The organism is Paraburkholderia sp. DD10, assembly GCF_049177125.1.
In the GTDB taxonomy this organism is placed as follows: Bacteria; Pseudomonadota; Gammaproteobacteria; order Burkholderiales; family Burkholderiaceae; genus Paraburkholderia; species Paraburkholderia terricola.
Window position 1 is genome coordinate 938127 of the sequence record NZ_CP185393.1, and the last position, 22773, is coordinate 960899.

The window sequence follows — 22773 nt, forward strand, 5'->3', positions numbered from 1 at the left end:
ACGCGCCGTCCCCATTGTCGCCATCGCCACCGCTATACGCCGGACCCCACCTATGTCGCAAACCCGTTCCCCCGCCACGCCGACGCCTTCCGTTCCGAAGGTCGGATTCGTCAGCCTCGGCTGCCCTAAAGCTTTGGTCGACTCCGAGCAGATCATCACGCAGTTGCGCGCCGAAGGTTACGAAATTTCCGGCACTTACGACGGTGCCGACCTCGTGGTCGTCAACACGTGTGGCTTCATCGACGAAGCAGTGCAGGAAAGCCTCGACGCGATCGGCGAGGCGCTCAGCGAAAACGGCAAGGTGATCGTCACCGGCTGCCTCGGCGCGAAGAAAAGCGCGAGCGGCTCAGGCCTGATCGAGGAAGTGCATCCGAAGGTGCTGGCCGTGACCGGCCCGCACGCGGTGGGCGAGGTGATGCAGGCGGTGCACAACCATTTGCCGAAGCCGCACGATCCGTTCGTCGATCTGGTGCCGGCCGCGGGCGTGAAGCTCACGCCGCGCCACTACGCGTACCTGAAAATTTCCGAAGGCTGCAACCACCGCTGCACGTTCTGCATCATCCCGTCGATGCGCGGCGACCTCGTGTCGCGCCCGGTCGCCGAGGTCATGCTCGAAGCGGAGAATCTGTTCAAGTCGGGCGTGAAGGAACTGCTGGTGATTTCGCAGGACACGAGCGCCTATGGCGTCGACGTGAAATACCGCACCGGTTTCTGGAACGGCAAGCCGATCAAGACGCGCATGACCGATCTGGTCGGCGCGCTCGGCGAACTCGCCGCGCAATACGGCGCGTGGGTGCGCCTGCATTATGTGTATCCGTATCCGAGCGTCGACGAAGTCATTCCGATGATGGCCGAAGGCCCGTATAAGGGCCACGTCCTGCCGTATCTCGACGTGCCGTTCCAGCACGCGCATCCCGAAGTGCTCAAGCGCATGAAGCGTCCGGCCAATGCCGAAAAAGTGATGGAGCGCGTGAAGGCCTGGCGCGCGGCATGTCCCGACCTGACGATCCGCAGCACGTTCATCGCCGGCTTTCCGGGCGAGACCGAGGAGCAGTTCGAAACGCTGCTCGATTTCATCCGCGAGGCCGAACTGGATCGGGTCGGCTGCTTCGCCTATTCGCCGGTCGAAGGCGCCACCGCCAACGAACTCGACGGCGCGTTGCCCGACGAAGTGCGTGAAGCGCGCCGCGCGCGCTTCATGGAAGTCGCCGAGGAAGTGTCGGCGAAGCGCATCGCAAGGAAGGTCGGCAAGACGCTGAAGGTGCTGGTCGACGAGATCAACGCCGACGGCGGCATTGGCCGCACCGCGGCGGATGCGCCGGAGATCGACGGCGTCGTGTATATCGCGCCGACCACGAAGGCGTCGAAGCGCTACAAGGTGGGCGATTTCGTCTCGGTGAAGATCACCGGCGCCGACGGCCACGATCTGTGGGGCGAGGTATAAGCGATGACGGCAAGCCTTCATATGCCGGGAACCCATACCCCGGACATCCTCGCGCTCGGCGAGGCGATGATCGAATTCAACCAGTCGGCGAAAGACCAGCCGAACTATCTGCAAGGCTTCGGCGGCGATACGTCGAACTTCTGTATCGCGGCCGCACGGCAGGGCGCGCGGACCGGCTTCGTGTCCGCGGTCGGCAGCGATCATTTCGGGCGTTTGCTGATCGATCTGTGGGAGCGCGAGCAGGTGGACACATCGCTCGTGCGCGTCGATGAACGCGCGTCGACCGGCGTGTATTTCGTCTCGCACGGTCCCAACGGCCATGCGTTCGACTATCTGCGCGCCGGCTCCGCCGCGAGCCGCTACGCGCCGCACGATCTGCCGCTCGAGGCGATCGCCGCGGCCAAGGTCGTCCATCTTTCCGGCATCAGCCTTGCGATCAGCCTGAGCGCTTGCGACGCGGTGCTGGAAGCGATCGCGCATGCGCGCGCGAACGGCGTGCGCGTGAGCTTCGATACGAACCTGCGTCTGAAGCTGTGGCCGCTCGCGAGAGCGCGTGCGGTGATGCTCGAAGCGATCCGTCAGACCGACATCTGCCTGCCGAGCTGGGACGACGTCACCGAACTCACCGGCTTGACCGGGCGCGACGAGATCGTCGATTACCTGCTGTCGCACGGTCCGCGCGTGGTCGCGCTCAAGCTCGGCAAGGAAGGCTCGTACATCGCGACGCCCGACGAACGGCGTGTGGTGCCGGGCCACCTCGTCAACGCGGTCGACGCAACCGGCGCGGGCGACTGCTTCGGCGGCGCGTTCATCGCGCGCCTCGTCGCGGGCGACGATCCCTTTGAAGCGGCGCGTTACGCGAACGTCGCCGCCGCGCTGTCGACGCAAGGTTATGGCGCGGTTGCGCCGATTCCTTCGCGGGCCACGGTCGAACACATCCTGGCGGGCTGATCGCAACGTACCGCGACGTGCGGCCCGCCAAGGCACATTCATCTCGGAGACTGAAGAGGAGCGAGCGATGCAACGGGACGTAGTGGTGGTGAGCGGTGTGCGTACCGCAATCGGCGGTTTTGGCGGCAGCCTGAAGGATTTTCCGCCGACCGATCTCGGCGCACGCGTCGTGCGTGAAGCGCTGGCGCGCGCGAACGTTTCGGGCGACGAAGTCGGTCACGTGGTGTTCGGCAACGTCGTGCATACCGAAGCGAAAGACATGTATCTGGCGCGCGTGGCCGCGATCAACGGCGGTGTCGCGCAGCACGCGCCCGCGTTGACGGTGAACCGCCTGTGCGGTTCGGGCTTGCAGGCGATCGTGTCGGCCGCGCAAAGCGTGCTGCTCGGCGACGCCGACATCGCGATCGGCGGCGGCGCGGAAAACATGAGCCGCGCGCCTTATTCGATGCCCGCCGCGCGCTTCGGTCAGCGCATGGGCGACGCGCGCCTCGTCGACATGATGGTGGGCGCGCTGAACGATCCGTTCCAGTCGATCCATATGGGCGTGACCGCCGAAAACGTCGCGCGCAAGTACGACATTTCGCGCGAGGCGCAAGACGCGCTCGCGCTCGAATCGCATCGCCGCGCGGCCAATGCGATCACGAGCGGCTACTTCAAGGAACAGATCCTGCCGATCACGATTGCGTCGAGGAAGGGCGACGTCGTGTTCGACACGGACGAGCACGCGCGCATGAACGCCACGCCCGAAGACTTCTCGAAGCTCAAGCCGGTGTTCGCGAAGGAAAACGGCACGGTCACGGCCGGCAACGCATCCGGCATCAACGACGCCGCGGCCGCCGTCGTGCTGATGGAACGCGGCGTGGCCGAGCAGCGCGGCATCAAGCCGTTGGCGCGCCTGGTGTCGTATGCGCATGCCGGCGTCGATCCGGCTTATATGGGCATCGGCCCGGTGCCGGCCACCCGCAAGGCGCTGGAGCGAGCCGGGCTGACGGTCGCCGACCTCGACGTGATCGAGGCGAACGAAGCGTTTGCCGCTCAGGCGTGCGCGGTCAGCAAGGAACTCGGCTTCGATCCGGCCAAGGTCAATCCGAACGGCTCGGGCATTTCGCTCGGCCATCCGATCGGCGCGACCGGCGCGCTGATCACCGTCAAGGCGCTCTACGAATTGCAACGGGTGGGCGGCCGTTACGCGCTCGTCACGATGTGCATCGGCGGCGGGCAGGGCATCGCGGCGATCTTCGAAAGAATCTGAGGCTCGTCGGGAATGCGCGGAACGCATGCCGTCACAGGTATCGGGCAGTGTCAGCAATAAGTCAGCAATAAGGAAGAAACGGATGCGGGAATTGGAAGCGATGTCGCGCGCGGTGCGTCGGCGCGGTTGGACGGCCGCACAAGGGCACTTTCTTCGGCGCGTGCTCGGTGCCGCCGCCTTGCTGTGTGCGGGCGCGGTGGCTTGGGTGCCCGCGCAGGCATGGGCGGAAAGCGACGCCGTCAAGGAACTGGCGGCGCCTGCGCCGATTCAGTTGCCGCTCAAGCCGAGCCCTGAATTCGCCAGATTTCCGCGCTACGCCGGCATGCTGGGCGCGCGTCAGATCGTGCTGCGGCTCGGCGCGAAAACCGACGATCCGTCCGGCGTGCACGGCGAGTATCAGTACACCGATAGCGGCGAAGTGATCCTGATCGCGGGCGATCGCGACGGCGACACCCTCGAAGTCGAGGAGTCGAACGACGGCACGCATATCACCGGCAATTGGGTCGGCAGGTTCGCCGCCGACGGCTCGGTGGCGGGCGAGCGGATGAACGTCGACGATTCCGATCCGCAGCCGTTCGATCTGAAGCGGCTGGCAGCGGGGCAGGCGGTGCCGGCTGCCGGCGCGCCGGCGATCGCGGCGATCACAGCGAAGAAGGCCGTCGCGGCGCCGCGAGACCCGGTCGGCGGCGCTGTGGCTCCCCCCCATGGCGCTTCGGCGGCTGCAGCCGGCGGTCACCCCGTGGGCGGCGTCAGCAACCTGCAAACCGGCGAGTGAAGCCACTGCCGCGCGAGCCGGACGGCTCGCGCGCTCAAGCTCAGGCGACATGCCGCCGGCTCGTCTACTCTTGCGGGTACGGCGCGCGCGGCCCGACGCGGCGCGCCTCCATCATTTTTGTCAGCTTCTAATTCGATCTCACCATGACGCAATCCAAACTCAAACGCGCTCTGCAAACCCGCATCGTGCATGCCGAGGACCAGCTCACGCCGGGCTTCGAGTCGTTCTCGATGCCAGTTACGCGGGCCTCGACGGTCGTGTTCCCCGACCTCGCCACCATGCGCGCGCTCGACTGGAAAAACGACGCGCAGTGGCGCTACGGCCTGCACGCCACGCCGACCTCGCTCGCGCTGGCGCAGCGTCTCGCCACGATCGAAGGCGGCAATCACGCGCTGCTGCAGCCCTCGGGTCTGTCGGCGATTTCGAATGTGTATTTCGGTCTCTGCAAGGCCGGCGACGACGTGCTGATTCCCGATAACGTCTACTCGCCGAACCGCGATCACGGCGATTGGCTGGCGCGCGATTTCGGCGTGACGGTGCGCTACTACGACCCGATGATAGGAGCGGGCATCGCCGCTCTGATCCAGCCGAACACGCGCCTGATCTGGCTCGAAGCCCCCGGCTCGGTGACGATGGAAGTGGCCGACGTGCCCGCCATCACCGCCGTGGCGCGTGCGCGCAACGTCGTCACCGCCATCGACAATACGTGGTCGGCCGGGCTCGGCTTCAAGCCGTTCGAGCACGGCGTCGACATTTCGGTGCAGGCGCTCACCAAGTATCAATCGGGCGGCGGCGACGTGCTGATGGGCGCGACGATCACCGTCGAGCGCGACTTGCACCTGAAGCTGAAGGCGGCTCGCATGCGCATGGGCATCGGCGTGTCGTCGGACGATTGCTCGCTGATTCTGCGCAGCCTGCCGACCATGCAACTGCGCTTCGCACAGCATGACCGCGCGGCGCTCGGCCTCGCCAACTGGCTGAAGACTCGGCCCGAGATCGCCGCCGTGTTGCATCCGGCGCTCTCCGACTGTCCGGGACACGAGTTTTTCAAGCGCGATTTCACGGGCGCGGGCGGCTTGTTCTCCGTGGTGTTCGACGGCCGGTATAGCGCGGCGCAAATCGATACCTTCTGTGAGTCGCTCGAACTCTTTTCGCTCGGCTGGAGCTGGGGCGGCGCGCACAGTCTCGCGATGCCTTACGAGGTCGCGTCGATGCGCGCCGAAGGGCAGTGGCCGCACCGCGGCACGCTGGTGCGTTTCTACATCGGCCTGGAGGAAGAAGCGGATTTGCGCGCGGATATCGAACGTTGTCTGACGGCGCTTGGGTAGACTTCCGACGCTCTCGGCCGGTCGTCGAGCAACCCCGTCGAGACGTGTTCCCGATGGGGTTTTTTCTTTGTCGATATAGCCATCGAGCCTGGCCGTTCGGCTGAATGTTCAACCTTCCATCACGCCGCTACGATGGTGCGCATCCCGACTAACGGTTGCGGCACGATGGTGAGCTTCGATGAAACTTTTCTTCTGGATGCGCTTCTGATGCTGGCCGTCATCGCCACGGCCAGCGCAGCACATCGGCATTAGAACAGGCGCAGCAGCCCGTCCAGTCCCACGAAATTGAAGGCCACGCTGGCCGCTTCGCGCACCACGGGCTTCGCGCGGAATGCAACGGAAAGTCCCGCTGCGGCCATCATCTTCAGATCGTTCGAGCCGTCGCCCATCGCGATTGCGCGGGTCGGCTCGATGCCCAGTTGGGCACAGGTCTCGCGCAACATCGCTGCTTTCACGTCTGCATTGACGATCTCGCCGATTACCTTGCCGGTCAGCTTGCCGTCCACGATTTCGAGCGTGTTCGCACGCGTGAAGTCGAGGCCGAGACGGGCCTTCAGCTTTTCGGTGAAGAACGTGAACCCGCCCGACACCAGCAGCGTTTTCAAACCGGCGGCCTTCGCGCCTGCAAGCATCTGCAGCGCACCCGGCGAGAGTTGCAGCCGTTCTTCGTAAACGCGCTCGAGCGCGCTTGCGTCGAGGCCCTTGAGCAGCGCCACGCGGCGCGTCAGGCTTTCGTTGAAGTCCTTGATCTCGCCGCGCATCGCGGCCTCGGTGATCGCGGACACTTCCGCTTTCAGTCCGCAGAAATCGGCGATTTCGTCGACGCATTCGATCGTGATCAGCGTCGAATCCATGTCCATCGCGACCAGCCCGAAGTCTTGCAACTTGCGGCCCGCTTCGACGAACGCGTAGTCCAGTTGATGCGTGCCGCAATACACGTCGAGGTCGGCGCGCTGCGCTTCGCTTGCGCCGGCGATGCGGATCGCGTTCGCGTCGATGGCGGCGGCATGCGTACCGCGCGCGAGCGCGACGAGCGTTTTGTGATGATCGGCGGAAAGAGGCGCGGGACTTTGGATGACGAGGTTCATTGGCGACGCGAGTGACGCAGGACAGGACGGGCGCGCGGCGCGCGCGGAAAATCCCGCTATTGTAACGGTTCGACGAGGTGCGCCACGGCGGCCCGCCTATGCAATCCCTCGGCAGCCGGTTCATACTGACGAGCCAACGCAGCCAACGCAGCCAACGCAGCCAACGCAGCCAACGCAGCCAACGCAGCCAACGCAGCCAACGCAGCCAACGCAGCCAACCATGCCCGCAGCGCCTGGACGCGTCGAGCCTGTCTGTCGCCGCGCATCGCGCGCGGTAAGTTGCGCAGGGCAGACAGCGGCGCGAGTAGCGTTGCGCAAACCAGGCGCAAAATCAAAACCACGACAAGCACGGAGACAACGCATGCCCCCCGCGACCACCAGCGACGCAGCCGCCCTCGCGCGCGACTTCGATTTGCGCCGGCTCAGTCCCGAGTTCTACACAAACCCCTATCCGGTCTACCACGCGCTGCGCACGCATGAGCCGGTCAAGCGCATGCCCGACGGTTCGCTGTTTCTGACGCGCTTTCGCGACGTTCAAGCGGTCTACCGCGATGCGAAAACCTTCAGTTCCGACAAGACCGTCGAATTCAGGCCGAAGTACGGCGACTCGCCGCTTTACGCGCATCACACGACGAGTCTGGTGTTCAACGATCCGCCGCGTCATACGCGGGTGCGCAAGCTGATCGCCGGCGCGTTGACGGCGCGCGCGATCGCCGCGATGGAGCCGGGGCTCGTACGTCTCGTCGACGGCTTGCTCGACGCCGCCGCCGAACGCGGCCGCATCGATCTGATCGGCGAATTCGCGTCGGCGATTCCGGTGGAGATCATCGGCAATCTGCTCGACGTGCCGCATGCCGAGCGCGCGCCGTTGCGCGACTGGTCGCTGGCGATACTCGGCGCGCTCGAACCGTCGCTCAGCGACGCGCAACTCGAACGCGGCAATCGCGCGGTGAGCGAATTCGTCGACTATCTGCGCCGCTTGGTGGCGCAACGTCGGCGCGAGCCGGGCGACCCGCTGCACGACGTGCTCACGCGTCTGATCCAGGGCGAGGAGGGCGGCGAGCAATTGTCCGAAGCCGAATTGCTGCAAAACTGCATCTTCATTCTGAACGCGGGGCATGAGACGACGACCAATCTGATCGGCAACGGCCTCGTCACGCTCGCCGAGTGGCCTGAACAGCGCGCCGCGTTGCTGCGCGAGCCGTCGCTGATCGAATCGGCGGTCGAGGAATGTTTGCGTTTCGAGAGTTCGAATCAGCTCGGCAACCGCATGGCGGCGCTCGACGCCGAAATCGGCGGCGTTCCCGTGGCGCGCGGCACGCCCGTCACGCTGTGCATCGGCGCCGCCAATCGCGACCCGGAGCAATTCGCGGAGCCGGACCGCTTCGATATCCGCCGCGCTCCGAACCGGCATCTGGCGTTCGGCTTCGGCATTCATCAGTGCGCCGGGCTGTCGCTCGCGCGGCTCGAGGCGCGCATTGCCATCGGACGCTTCGTGCAGCGCTTTCCGGCCTATCGGCTGCACGGCGAGCCGACGCGCGGCGGTCGCGTGCGGTTTCGCGGCTTCGCCGAAGTGCCGGTGGAACTCGACCCGGCGGCACGCCGAACGCCGTAGCTTTTGCCGACGCGGCGCAAGACTTACAGCCGATGCGCGGCGCGCCCGGCATCGCGGCGTCCCGCGTCAGCGCAAAACCCGTGGCACGCTTGCTGCTTCACGTAAAGACCTGGGCCTTGGGGAGCGCACGATGGCACACATGATCTGGAAGGGCGCAATCAGCTTCGGCCTCGTTCACGTGCCGGTGCAGTTGTACCCGGCAACGCAGTCGGAGAAGGTCGGCTTCAATCTGCTGGATAAGCGCACGATCGACCCGGTCGGCTACAAGCAGATCAACAAGCGCACCGGCAAGGATGTGACGCGCGATAACATCGTGCGCGGCTTCGAGTACGAAAAGGACAAGTACGTCGTGCTCTCGGACGAGGAGATTCGCGCGGCGAATCCCGAGTCGACGCAGACGGTGGACATCCTTGCGTTCGTCGACGCCGCCGACATCTCGTTCCTCTTTCTCGACACGCCGTACTTCCTCACGCCCGATCGCAAAGGCGAAAAGGTCTACGCGTTGCTGCGCGAAGCGATGAAGGCGTCGGGCAAGGTCGGCGTGGCGAGCGTCGTGCTGCACAACAAGCAGCATCTCGCCGCGCTGATTCCGCTCGGTCCGGTCCTCGCGCTGAACACGCTGCGCTGGGCCGCCGAAGTGCGCGACTTCGACCAGTTCAAGCTGCCGGCCGAAGGCGTGAAGGCGGCGGGCGTCAGCGCGCGCGAACTCGACATGGCGAAAAAACTGATCGACGACATGAGCGACAAGTGGGATCCGTCGCAGTACCACGACACCTTCCGCGACGACATCATGGCGCTCGTCGATCGCAAGATTCGCGCGGGCAAGACCGAGGAAATCACGGAGGTCGAAACGCCGCGCGAGTCGCGTCAATCGGCGGACATTCTCGATCTGTCCGATCTGCTCAAGCGCAGCCTGGGGCGCGGCAAGGGCAAGCCGGCGTCCGGTGGACGCAAGCGTGCCGCGGACGATGAGGAAGCTGAGGCCAACGACGAAGAGGCCGACGAGGATACCGATGCCAGCGCCACGCCCGCTCGCAAGAAGCCGAAGACGACGCGCGCGACGCGCGGCGGCGGCACTCGCGCCGGCGGCCGTTCCAGCGCCAAGACCGCGCCGGCGGCCCGCAAACGCCGCGCGGCCGCGTGAGCACGGAGCGCCCGATCCTGGAGGTTAGAAAGAGGAACCGCGAGAGGAACCGCGAGAGGAACCGCGAGAGGAACAGTGAGAGGAACAGTGAGAGGAACAGTGAGATGAACCGCGCCACCCAACCCGCGATGACGTCATCCCCATGAACGACAGGCTCGATCTCTACAACCGCAAGCGCCGCTTCGACGAAACGCCGGAGCCCGCGGGCACGAGCGCACGCAAGCGCGCCGGCCGCAAGACGAGTGCGCGCGAGTCGAACGAGGCGCTGTCCTACGTGATTCAGGAGCATCACGCACGGCGGCTTCACTACGACTTCCGGCTCGAACTGAACGGCACGCTGCTGTCGTGGGCGGTGCCCAAGGGGCCATGTCTGGACCCGTCGGTGAAGCGGCTCGCCGTGCATGTCGAGGATCATCCGGTCGAGTATGGCTCGTTCGAAGGCGAGATTCCGCCTGGCAACTACGGGGCGGGCACCGTGATCGTGTGGGACCGCGGCACCTGGGAGCCGGTCGGCGGCGCGGCGCAGGCGGCCAAAACCTACGCGGCCGGCAAGCTCAAATTCATCCTGCACGGCGACAAGCTGCACGGCGGCTGGACGCTGGTGCGCAGCCACATGCGCGGCAGCGGCGACAAGGAGCAGTGGCTGCTGATCAAGGAACGCGACGACGAAGCGCGCGATGAAAGCGAGTACGACATTCTGAAGGAGCGACCCGGCAGCGTGCTCGATGGAAGCGCGCCGGCGCAGAAGGGCGCGAAGACGGCGAAACGCGCGTCCGCGGCGAAGGAAGCGACGAGCACGAGCCGGACCGGCAGGAGCGCCGCCGCCAGGACCGCTTCATCGAACCGCGCGAGCCGCGGCGATCCGAAACGACCCGACATCGTGGCGACGCGCAGCGCGCAGTCGCTGCGTGAGCTCGCCGTGTCGCCGTCGATCGAAGGCGCGGTCGAGGCGAAGCTGCCCGCCACCTTCAAGCCTCAACTGGCAACGCTGGTCGACAGCGCGCCGCCCGGCGATCAATGGTCGTATGAGATCAAGTTCGACGGCTACCGCGTGCTGGCGCGCATCGACCACGGCACGAAGGGCGGCGCGGTGAAGGTATTCACGCGCGCGGGCAACGATTGGACCACGAAGTTCAGCAAGCAGGTCAAGGCGCTCGAACAGATCGACCTCGAAACCGCATGGCTCGACGGCGAGGCGGTGGTGCTGGACGAGAACGGCGTGCCGAGTTTCCAGGCGCTGCAGAACGCGTTCGATTCGAACCGTCCGCAGGACATCACCATCTATCTGTTCGACGTGCCTTTTCTGAACGGTTACGACTTGCGCGGCGTGCCGCTGCAACAGCGCCGCGCGATCCTGCGCGCGTTGCTGGAAGGCGTCGACGACAACGTGCTGCGCTTCTCGAACGATTTCGAATTCAGCGCCGAGGACCTGCTCAAGAGCGCATGCGACATGGCGCTCGAAGGCATCATCGGCAAGCGGCGCGACAGCGGTTATATGTCGGGACGCTCGTCCGCGTGGATCAAGCTGAAGTGCCGGCGTCGCCAGGAGTTCGTGATCGGCGGCTATTCGGAACCGTCCGGCAGCCGCGCGGCGTTCGGCGCGCTGCTGCTCGGCGTTCACGACAGCAAGGGCAAGCTGCAATACGCCGGGCGCGTCGGCACGGGCTTCGACGCCGCGTTGCTGCGTTCGGTGAAGAAGGAGCTCGACGCGCACGAAACCCAACGCATGCCGTTCGCGGCCCCGCCGCGCGAGCGCAGTCGCACGCCGGTGCATTGGGTCGAACCCGTGCTCGTCGCCGAATGCAACTTCGCCGAGTGGACGAGCGACGGCATCGTGCGCCAGGCGTCGTTCGTGAGTCTGCGCAACGACAAGCCGGCGAGCCAGATCGTCAAGGAAGCACCCCGCAAAGGAGCCGACGTGCAACAGCAAACCGATACCGCGTCCGCCGCCGCGCCGAAGAAACGCGCGGCGCGACGGGCCGAAGCAAACGCCGTGTCCGAGCCGGATGACACGCGTGCGAAGCAGGCAGGAAAAACCTCCGGCGCCAAAACCTCGGCCGCCAAAACCGCAGCCGCCAAAACCGCAGCCGCCAAAACCGCAGCCGCCAAAACCGCCACGGCGAAGTCAAAAGCCGCCTCGACTGCCTCCGAAGTCGCCGGCGTGCGCGTCTCTCACCCCGATCGCGTGATCGACAAAAGCACCGGCACGCGCAAGATCGACCTCGTGCGGTACTACGAATCGGTGGCCGACTGGATGCTGCCGTATCTGCGGGACAGGCCGGTATCGCTGGTGCGCGCGCCCGAGGACATCGGCGGCGAGCTGTTTTTCCAGAAGCACAGCCAGAAGCTGTCGATCCCGAACATCACGCAGCATCCCGGGCTCGACCCCGGCCATCCGCCGCTGATCACCGTCGAAACGATCGGGGCGCTGGTGGGCGCCGCGCAAATGGGCACCGTCGAGTTTCATACCTGGAATGCGGTGGCGTCGAACATCGAGAAGCCCGATCGCATGGTGTTCGATCTCGACCCCGACGCGTCGCTCGGCTGGGAGCGGATGATCGAGGCCGCGCAGCTCACGCGCTCGCTGCTGGAGGAGCTCGGTCTCACGTCGTTCTGCAAGACGAGCGGCGGCAAGGGACTGCATGTGGTGGTGCCGCTCGCCAGGCAGGCGGGTTGGGATGAAGTGAAGGGCTTTTCGCAAGCCGTCGCGCAGCATATGGCGGCCACGCTGCCGAAGTACTTCAGCGCGAAGATGGGCGCGCAGAATCGCAAGCAGAAAATTTTCGTCGACTATCTGCGCAACAACCGCGGGTCGAGCACGATCGTCGCGTTCTCGGCGCGCGCGCGGCCGGGCATGGGCGTGTCCGTGCCGCTGTCGTGGGACGAAGTCGCCAGCACCACGGCCGGCGATCAATGGAATATCGAGAACCTGCACGAGCGGCTCGCCGACCTCGCAGGCGACCCCTGGGCGGACTACCCGACGACGCGTCAGCGGATTACCGCGGCGATGAAAAAACGTCTGGACGGCGCGAAGTGAGCGCGCTGCCGCCGTTCTCAACGCATACGCAAAGGAGCAAGCCATGAAGACCGCACCGCAATCGTCGGACGGCGACAAGCAAGCCGATCCGCATGCCCGAAAGCATCCGCGTTCGTTGGAGGACGTGGCCGCGCCGCTGCCGCATGAAACCGATCAGAGCCCGGAATCGCAGCACGAGGACGATCCGCGGCGTGTCGGCAAGCAGGCGCATCGCGACATCGAACGGGGACTGCGGGATACCGACCGCCGCGGCGGCGGCGACTATCAGCAAAAGACGCAGAACGACGCGCACGCCGATGTGAACTCCGAGGGCAAGGCGGGAGGCGGCGGGCGCGGCAAGCGGTGATCGCCGCAGTGATCACAGCAGTGAGCGCAGCGGTAATCCTTCAGCGAGCCCCGCCGCTCGGCTCGGCGTCCCAATACGGCGGATCGCCGAAATGCGCCGCGAGGAATTCGATGAACGCGAGCGTCTTCGGCGGCACGAACGCGCGGCTCGGATACACCGCCCAGATCGCCACTTCCTCGGCGAGCGGATACGCGTCGAGCACGCGCACCAGTTCGCCGCTGCGCAGATAGGGCGCCACGTCCCAGGTCGATTTGAGCGCGATGCCGAAACCGGCCAATAGCGCGTCGCGAATCACCTCGCCGTTATCAGTGACGAGCCGACCGCTCACGCGCACGTCGAGCGGGCCGGCGGGCGTCATGAACGCCCAGTCGCGCTGGTCCGACAGGATCATGCATTCGTGCCGCGCGAGATCCGACGGATGATGCGGCGCGCCACGCGCGGCCAGATAAGCGGGCGCCGCGCACAGCACCCGGCGGTTGACCGCCAGGCGCCGCGCCACCAGCGATGAATCCTTGAGCACGCCGACGCGGATCGCCACGTCGATTCCCGCGTCGATCAGATCGACCAGGTGATCGGTCAGCCGCAAATCGACGCTCACGCCGGGATAGCGGCGCAGAAATTCGCTGATTACCGGCGACACGTGCTGCCGCCCGAACGAGGACGGCATCGACACTCGCACGCGCCCCTGCGGTTCGGCCTGCGCGCGGCCCACCGAGGCGCGCGCGGCGGCGGCCGCGTCGAGCAGCGCCTCGGCGCGCGTCATGAACACTTCGCCGTCCTGCGTGAGACTGATGCGGCGAGTGGTCCGGTGCAAAAGCCGCGCGCCCAGCAGCTTTTCCAGTTGCGCGATGCGCGAACTCGCGACCGCCGCCGACAAACCGAACTCACGGCCCGCCGCCGACACATTGGCGAGCAGGGCGGCGCGCACGAACAACGCGACGTCGAGCAGATCGAGCCGTTCGCGTTCAGTGGAAGGTGCATGGGCGGATGGAGCAGGACGATTCATTCTTCTGAAATTCAAAAAGATGTTTCAGTCATTATGACGGTTTTATAAAAATAAGAAGGCGCCTAGGATGACGCCGATGGGATCGGTTGCCGTCGCCGTCCCCGATTCTCAAGCGCATCTTCATCCGAACCAACAGGAGCTTCTTATGAAAGCCGTAGGTCTCTATCGCTACTTGCCGATCGATCAAGCCGAAGCGCTGGTCGATGTCGAGATCCCGCAACCTCAAGCCACCGGCCGCGACCTGCTCGTGAAGGTCGAGGCGATCTCCGTCAATCCGGTCGACACCAAGGTGCGCGCGCCGAAAGACACGGTCGAAACGGCGCCGCGCATTCTCGGCTGGGACGCCGCCGGCACCGTGGTCGCGGTCGGACCGGAAGTCACGCTGTTCAAGGTCGGCGATCCCGTGTTCTACGCCGGCAGCATCACGCGGCCGGGCGCGAACAGCGAGTTCCATCTGGTCGACGAGCGCATCGTCGGGCGCAAGCCGGCGTCGCTCGATTTCACGCACGCGGCGGCGCTGCCCCTGACCGCGATCACCGCATGGGAAGCGCTGTTCGATCGCCTCGGCGTATCGCCGCAAGGCGCGGATGAAGGCCGCACGGTGTTGATCGTCGGCGGCGCGGGGGGAGTCGGCTCGATCGGCATTCAATTGGCCAAACAACTGGCGAAGCTGAAGGTGATCGCGACGGCCTCGCGTCCCGAGTCGGCGAAGTGGGCGACGGAGCTGGGCGCGGATCACATCGTCGATCACTTCGGCGACATGCCCGCGCAGTTGAAACAGCTCGGCATCGGGCAGGTCGATTACGTGCTGATATTCAACGACACCGACCGCCATGTCCCCGCCGCGGCCGAGGTCGTCGCGCCGCAGGGCGGCATTTGCACGATCGTCGAAAACAGCCGGCCGGTGCCGGTCGAACTGTTGAAGGCGAAGAGCGCCGCATTCCATTGGGAGTTCATGTTCACGCGTTCGATGTTCGGCACGCCCGACATGATCGAGCAGCACAAGCTGTTGACGGAAGTGGCGCGTCTCGTCGATGCCGGGACGTTGCGCACCACCGTCGGCCAGCAGCTCGGCAAGATCGACGCGCAGAATCTGCGCCGCGCGCATCGACTGCTGGAAGAAGGCCGCGCGATCGGCAAGCTGGTGCTGACGGGCTTCTGAAGCGTCGCGATCGGCCGGCAAAAAACGGCTTGCCGCAAGGGGGTTAACACCCGATCCGCGCGCAGCGCGCGCGGCGTCGCTTGGCGTTAGACTGGCGGGGCATCATGCAAAAACAGTTGCGTGTCTCGCGGCCCGGCTGGTGAATGCGCAAGCACCCATCGACCCGGCATGAACCTGCAGAGCCACGATGCTTCGCTCAGGCGGTAGCACCCACGCAGCACTCACGCGAGCGCGCAGCGGCACAACAACGAGGTGACAGTATGAGCTACCGCTTCAAACTCTCCGCCGTTTCAGTTGTCGCTTCTCTCGCTTGCGCGTTCGTGCCGGCGGCCCACGCGGCCACGCCGATCACGGTGACGTCGCAGTCCGCGCCCGACGGTCCGATCCGCTACACGGTTCGCGTCACGTCGAAACAGTTCGGCAATTCACAGGAAACCCGCACGATCCGCTCCGGCGAATCGGACGACTTCACGTGGAAAACCGTACCGCCGGGCGGGCCGGTTCCGGTGAGCGATGCGTGCCCGAGCTATTCGTCGCTGCCACTCGACACCAACGGCGCGATGATCCGTCAGACGCAGATCCGCTTCGCGCCGGTGGTGGCCAGCGACGGCACCGCAACCGTGCAACTGAGCTTCCAGGCGCGCACGCCGCGCGGCGTGAAGTCGGTGACGAGCGGCGGCAAGACGCTCCAATGTCCGAACGACGTGGCCGTCAGCCAGATTCTGCGCTTTACGATGCCGACCAACGGCAGCACGAAGAAGCTCACGCTGGCCGACGGCACCGAAGTGACGGTCAGCGCGAAGCGTTGAAGCCCCGTCCGCGGCGAGCCGGCATTCAGCGCGGCGCCGCGGCGCGCTCCACCAGCCGCGACGACAGAAACCGGTGCTCCGCCGAAAAGAGCCGCCGGTACGTGAGCAGCACCGCGCCGACCGTCCCGAGCGCCGACGCGGCGGCGATCAGAAACATGATCACGATCTGATAACGCACCGCCTGCAACGGCGACTGGCCGGCCAGCACCTGGCCCGTCATCATGCCGGGCAGGCTCACCACGCCGACCACGGCCATCTGGTTCAGCGTCGGCATCATGCCCGCGCGCACCGCCTGGCTCGCCGGCGCCCGCGCCGCTTCCCAGCGCGTCGCGCCGAGCGCGAGCGCCATCTCGACGCGGTCGCGCCGCGCGGTCAATTCCTCGGTCATCCGTTCGATGCCGAGCGAGACCCCGGTCAGCGTATTGCCGAGGATCATGCCGAGAATCGGAATCGCATACTGCGGCTCGTACCACGGATGAATGCGGATCACGACGAAGAGGCCGATCGCGGCGACGAGCCACGAACTGAACCCGATCGACAGCACGCTATCCGCGCGCTGTCCGGCATAGGAGCGGCTGCCGCGCTGCGCGCCCGCGAAGCCGGCGATCAGCGTCATCACGATCATCAGCGGCAACACCACGAACCAGTGGCTGTAGCGGAACACCCAGCCGAGCACGTAGCCGATCGCGACCAACTGCACGACGGTGCGCAGCGCCGCCCACGCGAGCTTGCGTTCGAGATCGAGCTTGAGCGCCACCGACACCGCGCCGTTCACGACGATCAGCAAGGCCGCGATCGCGAGGTCCCAGAGACTCAGGGTTTGCAAGGTCATTGGCGGAACGCCTCCTGCGCGGGCGTGACCGTGGGTTCGTCGAGCATGCCGGCGCGCATTGTCAGACGCCGCTCGCTCATGCGCGCGGCCTGGGCCGGATCGTGCGATACCCAGATCGACGCATGCCGGCCGGGATCGGCATCGAACCAGGCGCGCACCAAACCCTCGATCGCATGCGACGACTCCGGGTCGAGCGACGCGGTGGGCTCGTCGAGCAGCAGCACTTCCGGCGCAAGCTGCAACACGCGAATCAGCGCGACGATCTGCGCCTCGCCGCCGGACAGTTCGCTCGCGCGTTTGTCGAGAAAATCGTCGCCGCGGCCGGCCGCTGCCACGAGACTTGCCGCTCGCGCGCGATCGAAGCGCACGTCGCGATAGGTGCGCAACTCGAACGGGTAGCGCAGATTGTCTTCAACGCTGCCGTCGAGCAGCGCGGGCCGCTGGCGAATATAGGCGACGTTGCGCCGGTAGCGCGGAATCGCCGCGCGTTCGACCGGCCTGCCATGCCACACGATGCGCCCCGCATCGAGCGGATCGAGCAGGGCGAGGGCGCGCAGCAACACGCTCTTGCCGGAGCCCGACGGCCCCGTGATCGCGACGCGGTCGCCCGCATGCAACGCGAAGATGGTGGGCTGCAGCAGCGTCTGGCCGCGCAAGGCGTCGCGCCGGACGATGCCGTCGGCGAGCACGAACGGAACATCGGTCATGAGTCGTAGGGTGGAGAGTGGGCGTCATGTCGAAGGCCGTCGTTCGGGCACACTACGTGCTGGGCGAAGGGCAACGCAGAAAAAATAGCGGAGCCCCCTCGATGGCAGCGTGGAGCACGACCGGAAGACGGATCGGGAAAATCATCGCATGGCTGCTGGCGATCATCGTCATTCTGATTGTCGCGCTGACAGTTTTTCTCCTGACGTTCGACTGGAACCACGCGCGGCCTTACGTCAACGACAAGGTCACGCAGGCGATCGGCCGGCCGTTCGTCATCAACGGCGATCTGAAAGTGGGCTGGCGGCATCCGGTCGGCGAGACCGGCTGGCGCGGCTGGGTGCCCTGGCCGCGCTTTTCGGCGACGAACATCACGGTGGCCAATCCCGACTGGGCCAAACAGCCGCATTTCGCCACGCTCGACGAGATCGACTTCCAGGTCAAGGTGCTGCCGCTGCTCACCCGCGACATCGTGATTCCGGCGATCAATCTGGTGAATCCTTCCGTCGATCTGGAACGCCTGCTCGACGGGCGCAACAACTGGACCTTCAAACTGAAGCCGCGCGAGCCTTCCGAGTGGAAGCTCGATCTGCACGATATCGCGTTTGAGAAGGGCAACATCGCACTGTCCGACCAGCAGAAGAAGATCGACGTGCAGACGGTCGTCGATACGCTCGGTCAGCCGATTCCGCTCGGCGAGGCGATCCGGCAGCAGGAAGCGGCGTCGCGCCGTGCGTCGGCCGAGGCGGTCGGCAAGTCGGGCGCGAACAAGCTGTCCGCGCAGGCCAATGCTCAGGCGGCGTCCGAGGCTTCGGCGGCCGCGGCGGCGGCCGCGTCGGGGGCTGCGTCGACCGACATCAAGGCGTCGGGCGCGACGGCGGCCACGGGCGCTTCGGGCGCGTTGATCGCGGGCGGTTCGAAGGGCGCGAGCCAGGCGGCGAGCGCGAGCGTCGGCGTCGGCGCTAGCGCTAGCGCGGAAACCAGCGCCGCCGCGGCGGCCTCCGTGCCGGCCTCGAGCGCCAGTGAAGCCGGCGACGCGGGCGGCGCGAAACCGCAGATGCCGTCGTATGCGATCGGCTGGACCGTCAAGGGCACCTACAACAAGACGCCGGTGGCGGGCAGCGGCAAGGTGGGCGGCGTGCTCGCGTTGCAGGACGCGAACCGGCCGTTCCCGGTGCAGGCCGACGTGAAGGCGGGCGATCTGCATATCGGTCTGGTGGGCACGGTCACCGATCCGGCGCATCTCGCCGCGGTCGATCTGCGCCTCTGGCTGCAAGGCAACAGCATGTCGCGGCTCTATTCGCTGACCGGCGTGACCTTGCCCGACACGCCGCCTTATGCGACCGAGGGGCGTCTCATCGGGCAGTTCAAGCAAAGCGGTAACGTCTTCAAGTATGAAAACTTTACAGGCCGGGTGGGCGGCAGCGATCTGAACGGGTCGCTGATCTATACGGCGCGCGAGCCGCGTCCGCTGTTGCAGGGCGAAGTGGTGTCGCATCTGCTGCAATTCTCGGATCTCGCGCCGGTGATCGGCGCGGACTCGAACGCGAGCAAGGCCAGGCGCGGCGATGCGAAGATGCAGCCGGCAAACAAGGCGCTTCCGGTCGAGGAATTCCACACCGACCGCTGGAAGGCGATCGACGCCGACGTGAAGTTCTCGGGCCGGCGCATCATCAAGAACGTGGACCTGCCGATCACGGACCTGTACACCCATATCGTGATGACCAATGGCGTGCTCTCGCTTGAACCGCTCAAGTTCGGCGTGGCGGGCGGCTCGCTGGCCTCCGACATTCATCTGGACGGCAGCGCGATGCCGCTCAAGGGCCGCGTGTCGACGTCGGCGCGGCATCTGAAGCTCAAGCAGTTGCTGCCGAACTTCAAGACGATGCAGAACGCGCTCGGCGAAATCAACGGCGACGCCGCCTTGACCGCGACCGGCAATTCACCGGCCGCGCTAGCGGCGACCTCGAACGGCGAGGTGAAGGCGCTCGTCACCGACGGCACCGTGAGCCGCCTCCTGATGGAAGCGGCGGGCCTGAACGTGGCGAACGTCGTGTATGAAAAGCTGTTCGGCAATCGCGACGTGAAGATCAATTGCGCGGCCGCCGATTTCGTCGCCACCAACGGCGTGCTCGATTCGCGCGTGTTCGCGCTCGATACGGGCGACGCGGTGATTGACATCGACGGCAAGGTGAATCTGCGCGACGAGTCGATGGACCTCGGCGTGCATCCGCATACCAAGGGGTTCCGGGTGTTTTCGTTGCGCTCGCCCCTCTATGTGAAGGGGACCTTCAAGGACCCGCACGTGGGCGTGAATCCGGCCGCGCTGGCGCTGCGAGGCGGCGCGGCGGTCGGGCTCGGTCTCGTCAATCCGTTCGCGGCGCTGATTCCGCTGCTGGCGCCCAGCAACAACAAGCCGCTGCCTTGTGCGCGCTTGCTCGCGCAGGTGCGTCAGGCGCCGACGGCGCCGCCGCCCGGGGTCAAGCAGAAGCCCAAGGCCGCCATTTCGCTCGAGGGCGCGCCGGTGAATAAATCATCAGGGGAAGCTTCGTCGCCTGCCGCGACCGGCAAGAAGCAGCCGGCGGTCACGGCGCCGGCGAGCGCGGTTGAATACAAGGGAAGCTGAGACCCACGCCGCTTGCGAACCGACAGCGGCGTTGCCAAGGACGAGCGGGTCGATGTGAAAAAGGCCTCGGGAACAGGCCTGTAAGAGGCCTGTATGAAGAACCTGCCTCGGCTATCTCAGCGAGCGCGGAGCGGCGTCTCCAGCGGCATCTTGCCGACGAACCCCGCGACGGGCACCGATGCGAGTGGCGCCGAACTCCGTCAGGATCTTGCCGCGAGCCCGGCTGGCAAACACCAGGAAGCCGAAGCCGTCGGCCTCGTACCAGTAGCCGCCGTTCTCCAGTCCGTCGAGCGGTTGTTCCAACGCGTTGGTGATGGATTCGATACAGCGCCGCCGCAACTCGGCCGGCGCGGGATAAGGCGGTTGCGCACCGCGCACGCTGCACAGGAGCACATCGAGTCCGGGCAGCACGTGTGCATAGAGCACCGGTTCGTCTTGCGCGCGAGCACGCGCAATCTTGGTGTCGAGCTGGCCGAACGGCTTGAAATGCCGTAGTACCGCGAGGAACGACTCATCGCCGTCCACCTTCGCGCGTCTACGCTTTTTCGGGAAGGACATAAAAATTCGCCTGAAAAAGAATTGCAAGAAACGCAGCGTCCTCATGCGACAACTCCCGGCTTCGCGCGCCGCACGTCGATCTTTTATAGCATACGACAAGGCTGGATTCACGATGATTCGACGTCTGCGCCGTATCACCTTCTCCCGCACGAATCATGCCGAACCGCCTCGCCGCGCGCTTTCGCTTCCCAGCACATCTGTTTCCATCATAGACGCACGAGGCGCCGAAAAAACATCTCACACCAATAAAAAAGTCGTTTTTGTGTGGGCCGGGCGCCTCTTGCGGCTACGTTGAAATATCTCTAAATCACGCCGATAATGGCCCGTCCGGCCGCGTCGCACTCGCCGCTCTGGCGGGCGCGACCGGTCCTCCTGAGTTGCCGCGGCTTGAATGACCCTTCGCGACCCTTCGGGCGAACATGAAACTATTCACCAAGGGGCTGCTGCTGATTGCGGTGCCGAGCGTGGTCGAACTGGCGCTTCTCGGCTTCGTCTTCGATACCCAGGAAGAGACGGCGCAGGCCGCGCGATGGGTCGCCAACAGCAAGCAGATCCTTTATCAGTCGTCGGCCCTCGTCGATCCGTTGCTGCGTCAGGCCGCGCGCGTGCGCACCGGCATGGCGGTCGGCGATCCGTCGTTCATCGACCGGCATACGGTATGGATCGATCTCGGCGACCGTCTTCAGAAACTCGACGCGCTGGTCGGCGGCACGCCGCAGCAGGTCGAGCGAGTACGCAAGATGCGGCAGGCGGTCGACGCCTATCGCGCCCAGGCCGTGATGATCTCGCAGGCGCTGCACGAGGGGCGCGGCGTGGCTTCGTTCGCGGCGCTCGAAACCGGCGCGCTGCCGCGCCAGGTCGCGGTGTTTCGCGACGAGCTTGCCGCGTTCGGCAACGAGGCGTCGCGGCTCGACGCCGAACGCGGCGCGGCGCTCGCGCGGCGGCGCGAGCGCCAGCAATACGCGCTGATCGCGGCGGTGCTGGGTTCGATGCTGATCTGGGCGGCCACGGCGGTGGTGTTCGCGCGCAACATCGGCCGGCGGCTGGAAGTGTTGACCGATAACGCCGAGCGTCTGGGCAACGGGCGGCCGCTCGCCGCGCCGCTGTCGGGCAACGACGAAATCGCCGCGCTCGACACGGTGCTGCACGAGACAGGCGCGCGTCTCGCCGAGGCCGACGTGCAACAGGCCACGCTGAAGGCGCGGCTCGAGGCGCGCGCGAAGGAACTTGCGGTGGTCAACGAGGAATTGCGCCAGGAGACGCAAGACAACGAAATGTTCATCTACAGCGTGTCGCACGATCTGCGCTCGCCGCTGGTGAATCTGCAAGGCTTTTCGAAGGAACTTCAGGTGTCGTGCGACGAGCTGGACAGCATCGTCGATGCCGCCGGCTTGCCGGAAGCCGAGCATCGGCGCATGGCGCATATTCTGAAAGGGGACGTGCGCGAGTCCTTGCAATATCTGCGCACCGCGGTGACGCGGGCCGCGGCGATCATCGACGCGCTGTTGCGGATTTCGCGCGCCGGCCGGCTCGAATACCATTGGCAGCGGGTGAGCGTCGGCCGCGTGGTGGGCCGGGTGGTGGATGCGCTGGAAGGCGCGATCGGTCAGCGCGCGGCGTCGGTCACCGTGCGCGAGTTGCCGCCCGTGTGGGGCGACCCGACGGCGATCGAACAGATATTCAGCAACCTGATCGGCAACGCGCTCAACTACCTCGATCCGGCGCGCACCGGGCGCATCGAGATCGGTGCGCTGGAGCCCGATCCGGTCGATGCGACCGACCCGCGCGCGGTGCGCATGCGCACTTACTACGTGCGCGATAACGGCCTCGGCATTCCGGCCGCGTATATGTCGAAGGTGTTCCGCGCGTTTCAGCGTCTGCACGGCGACGTCGCGAACGGCGACGGCATCGGTCTCGCGGTGGTGCGGCGCATGGTGGAGCGGCACGGCGGGCGCGTGTGGGTGGAGTCGGCGGAAGGCGCGGGGTCGACCTTCTTCGTCGTGTTGCCCGAGCAGCCCGCGCGCGCCTGATGCGAGACGGGTCGCGGCAACGGGACACACCGCGGAAACGCCATGAACATAGATACGGATCGTTA

General features: G+C 66.0%; 18 protein-coding genes. 13 read left to right on the forward strand and 5 right to left on the reverse strand.

From position 1 onward, the window contains the following. Positions 1 to 52 precede the first annotated feature (52 nt). The 5 genes from rimO (at position 53) to ACOCG7_RS19720 (ending at position 5750) form a co-directional block, all read left to right on the forward strand. Positions 53 to 1444 carry a 30S ribosomal protein S12 methylthiotransferase RimO gene (gene rimO / locus ACOCG7_RS19700; protein WP_073426770.1) on the forward strand — a complete coding sequence of 464 codons (1392 nt, stop codon included), beginning with the start codon at positions 53 to 55 and terminating at the stop codon, positions 1442 to 1444. Between the two features lie 3 nt (positions 1445 to 1447). After that, positions 1448 to 2395, forward strand: coding sequence for a sugar kinase (locus tag ACOCG7_RS19705; RefSeq protein WP_073426769.1), 948 nt, complete (start codon positions 1448 to 1450; stop codon positions 2393 to 2395). Between the two features lie 67 nt (positions 2396 to 2462). Further along, positions 2463 to 3647 carry a beta-ketothiolase BktB gene (bktB, locus tag ACOCG7_RS19710; protein ID WP_073426768.1) on the forward strand — a complete coding sequence of 395 codons (1185 nt, stop codon included), beginning with the start codon at positions 2463 to 2465 and terminating at the stop codon, positions 3645 to 3647. An 82-nt stretch (positions 3648 to 3729) separates the two neighbouring features. Further along, positions 3730 to 4422, forward strand: a complete 693-nt coding sequence (locus ACOCG7_RS19715) for a hypothetical protein (protein ID WP_073426767.1) — start codon at positions 3730 to 3732, stop codon at positions 4420 to 4422. A gap of 143 nt (positions 4423 to 4565) precedes the next feature. Next, positions 4566 to 5750: a cystathionine beta-lyase gene (locus ACOCG7_RS19720; protein WP_073426766.1), complete on the forward strand. Its 1185-nt coding sequence runs from the start codon at positions 4566 to 4568 to the stop codon at positions 5748 to 5750. A 248-nt stretch (positions 5751 to 5998) separates the two neighbouring features. Here the strand turns inward: ACOCG7_RS19720 and serB are convergent, their stop codons facing one another. After that, positions 5999 to 6838, reverse strand: a complete 840-nt coding sequence (gene serB, locus ACOCG7_RS19725) for a phosphoserine phosphatase SerB (protein WP_073426765.1) — start codon at positions 6836 to 6838, stop codon at positions 5999 to 6001. Positions 6839 to 7199: 361 nt separating this feature from the next. On the opposite strand from serB, the gene ACOCG7_RS19730 reads away from it, so the two are divergent. The 4 genes from ACOCG7_RS19730 to ACOCG7_RS19745 all read left to right on the forward strand — a co-directional run bounded on the left by ACOCG7_RS19730 (position 7200) and on the right by ACOCG7_RS19745 (position 12980). After that, complete coding sequence (locus ACOCG7_RS19730) at positions 7200 to 8453, forward strand: cytochrome P450 (protein WP_073426763.1); 1254 nt, start codon at positions 7200 to 7202, stop codon at positions 8451 to 8453. A gap of 130 nt (positions 8454 to 8583) precedes the next feature. Continuing rightward, entirely contained in the window at positions 8584 to 9597 is a 1014-nt protein-coding gene (locus ACOCG7_RS19735) for a Ku protein (protein ID WP_421379554.1), read from the forward strand. 142 nt (positions 9598 to 9739) lie between these two features. After that, positions 9740 to 12634: a non-homologous end-joining DNA ligase gene (ligD, locus tag ACOCG7_RS19740; RefSeq protein WP_421379557.1), complete on the forward strand. Its 2895-nt coding sequence runs from the start codon at positions 9740 to 9742 to the stop codon at positions 12632 to 12634. A gap of 43 nt (positions 12635 to 12677) precedes the next feature. Beyond that, positions 12678 to 12980, forward strand: a complete 303-nt coding sequence (locus tag ACOCG7_RS19745; protein ID WP_083083621.1) for a hypothetical protein — start codon at positions 12678 to 12680, stop codon at positions 12978 to 12980. 40 nt (positions 12981 to 13020) lie between these two features. Here ACOCG7_RS19745 and ACOCG7_RS19750 read toward each other — a convergent pair whose 3' ends face one another. Continuing rightward, a complete protein-coding gene (locus ACOCG7_RS19750; protein ID WP_347143595.1) occupies positions 13021 to 13986 on the reverse strand; it encodes a LysR family transcriptional regulator in 966 nt (321 codons plus the stop codon). 145 nt (positions 13987 to 14131) lie between these two features. Between ACOCG7_RS19750 and ACOCG7_RS19755 the strand changes: the two genes are divergently transcribed. After that, the gene (locus tag ACOCG7_RS19755; RefSeq protein WP_347143594.1) at positions 14132 to 15148 is read left to right on the forward strand and encodes a zinc-binding alcohol dehydrogenase family protein; all 1017 of its coding nucleotides are present in this window, start codon (positions 14132 to 14134) and stop codon (positions 15146 to 15148) included. 260 nt (positions 15149 to 15408) lie between these two features. Next, positions 15409 to 15957 (forward strand): DUF6013 family protein, encoded by a 549-nt coding sequence (locus ACOCG7_RS19760; RefSeq protein WP_073426757.1) that lies wholly within the window; start codon positions 15409 to 15411, stop codon positions 15955 to 15957. Positions 15958 to 15982: 25 nt separating this feature from the next. Here ACOCG7_RS19760 and ACOCG7_RS19765 read toward each other — a convergent pair whose 3' ends face one another. Further along, positions 15983 to 16789, reverse strand: coding sequence for an ABC transporter permease (locus ACOCG7_RS19765; protein WP_073426756.1), 807 nt, complete (start codon positions 16787 to 16789; stop codon positions 15983 to 15985). Then, a complete protein-coding gene (locus ACOCG7_RS19770; RefSeq protein ID WP_073426755.1) occupies positions 16786 to 17496 on the reverse strand; it encodes an ABC transporter ATP-binding protein in 711 nt (236 codons plus the stop codon). Before ACOCG7_RS19770 ends, ACOCG7_RS19765 begins: the two co-directional genes overlap by 4 nt. A 101-nt stretch (positions 17497 to 17597) precedes the next feature. On the opposite strand from ACOCG7_RS19770, the gene ACOCG7_RS19775 reads away from it, so the two are divergent. Beyond that, complete coding sequence (locus ACOCG7_RS19775) at positions 17598 to 20120, forward strand: AsmA family protein (protein WP_347143593.1); 2523 nt, start codon at positions 17598 to 17600, stop codon at positions 20118 to 20120. A 111-nt stretch (positions 20121 to 20231) separates the two neighbouring features. On the opposite strand, the gene ACOCG7_RS19780 is transcribed toward ACOCG7_RS19775, so the two are convergent. Further along, positions 20232 to 20723, reverse strand: coding sequence for a hypothetical protein (locus ACOCG7_RS19780; RefSeq protein ID WP_073426753.1), 492 nt, complete (start codon positions 20721 to 20723; stop codon positions 20232 to 20234). Positions 20724 to 21097: 374 nt separating this feature from the next. Between ACOCG7_RS19780 and ACOCG7_RS19785 the strand changes: the two genes are divergently transcribed. Continuing rightward, complete coding sequence (locus ACOCG7_RS19785) at positions 21098 to 22708, forward strand: sensor histidine kinase (RefSeq protein WP_310119639.1); 1611 nt, start codon at positions 21098 to 21100, stop codon at positions 22706 to 22708. Positions 22709 to 22773 lie beyond the last annotated feature (65 nt).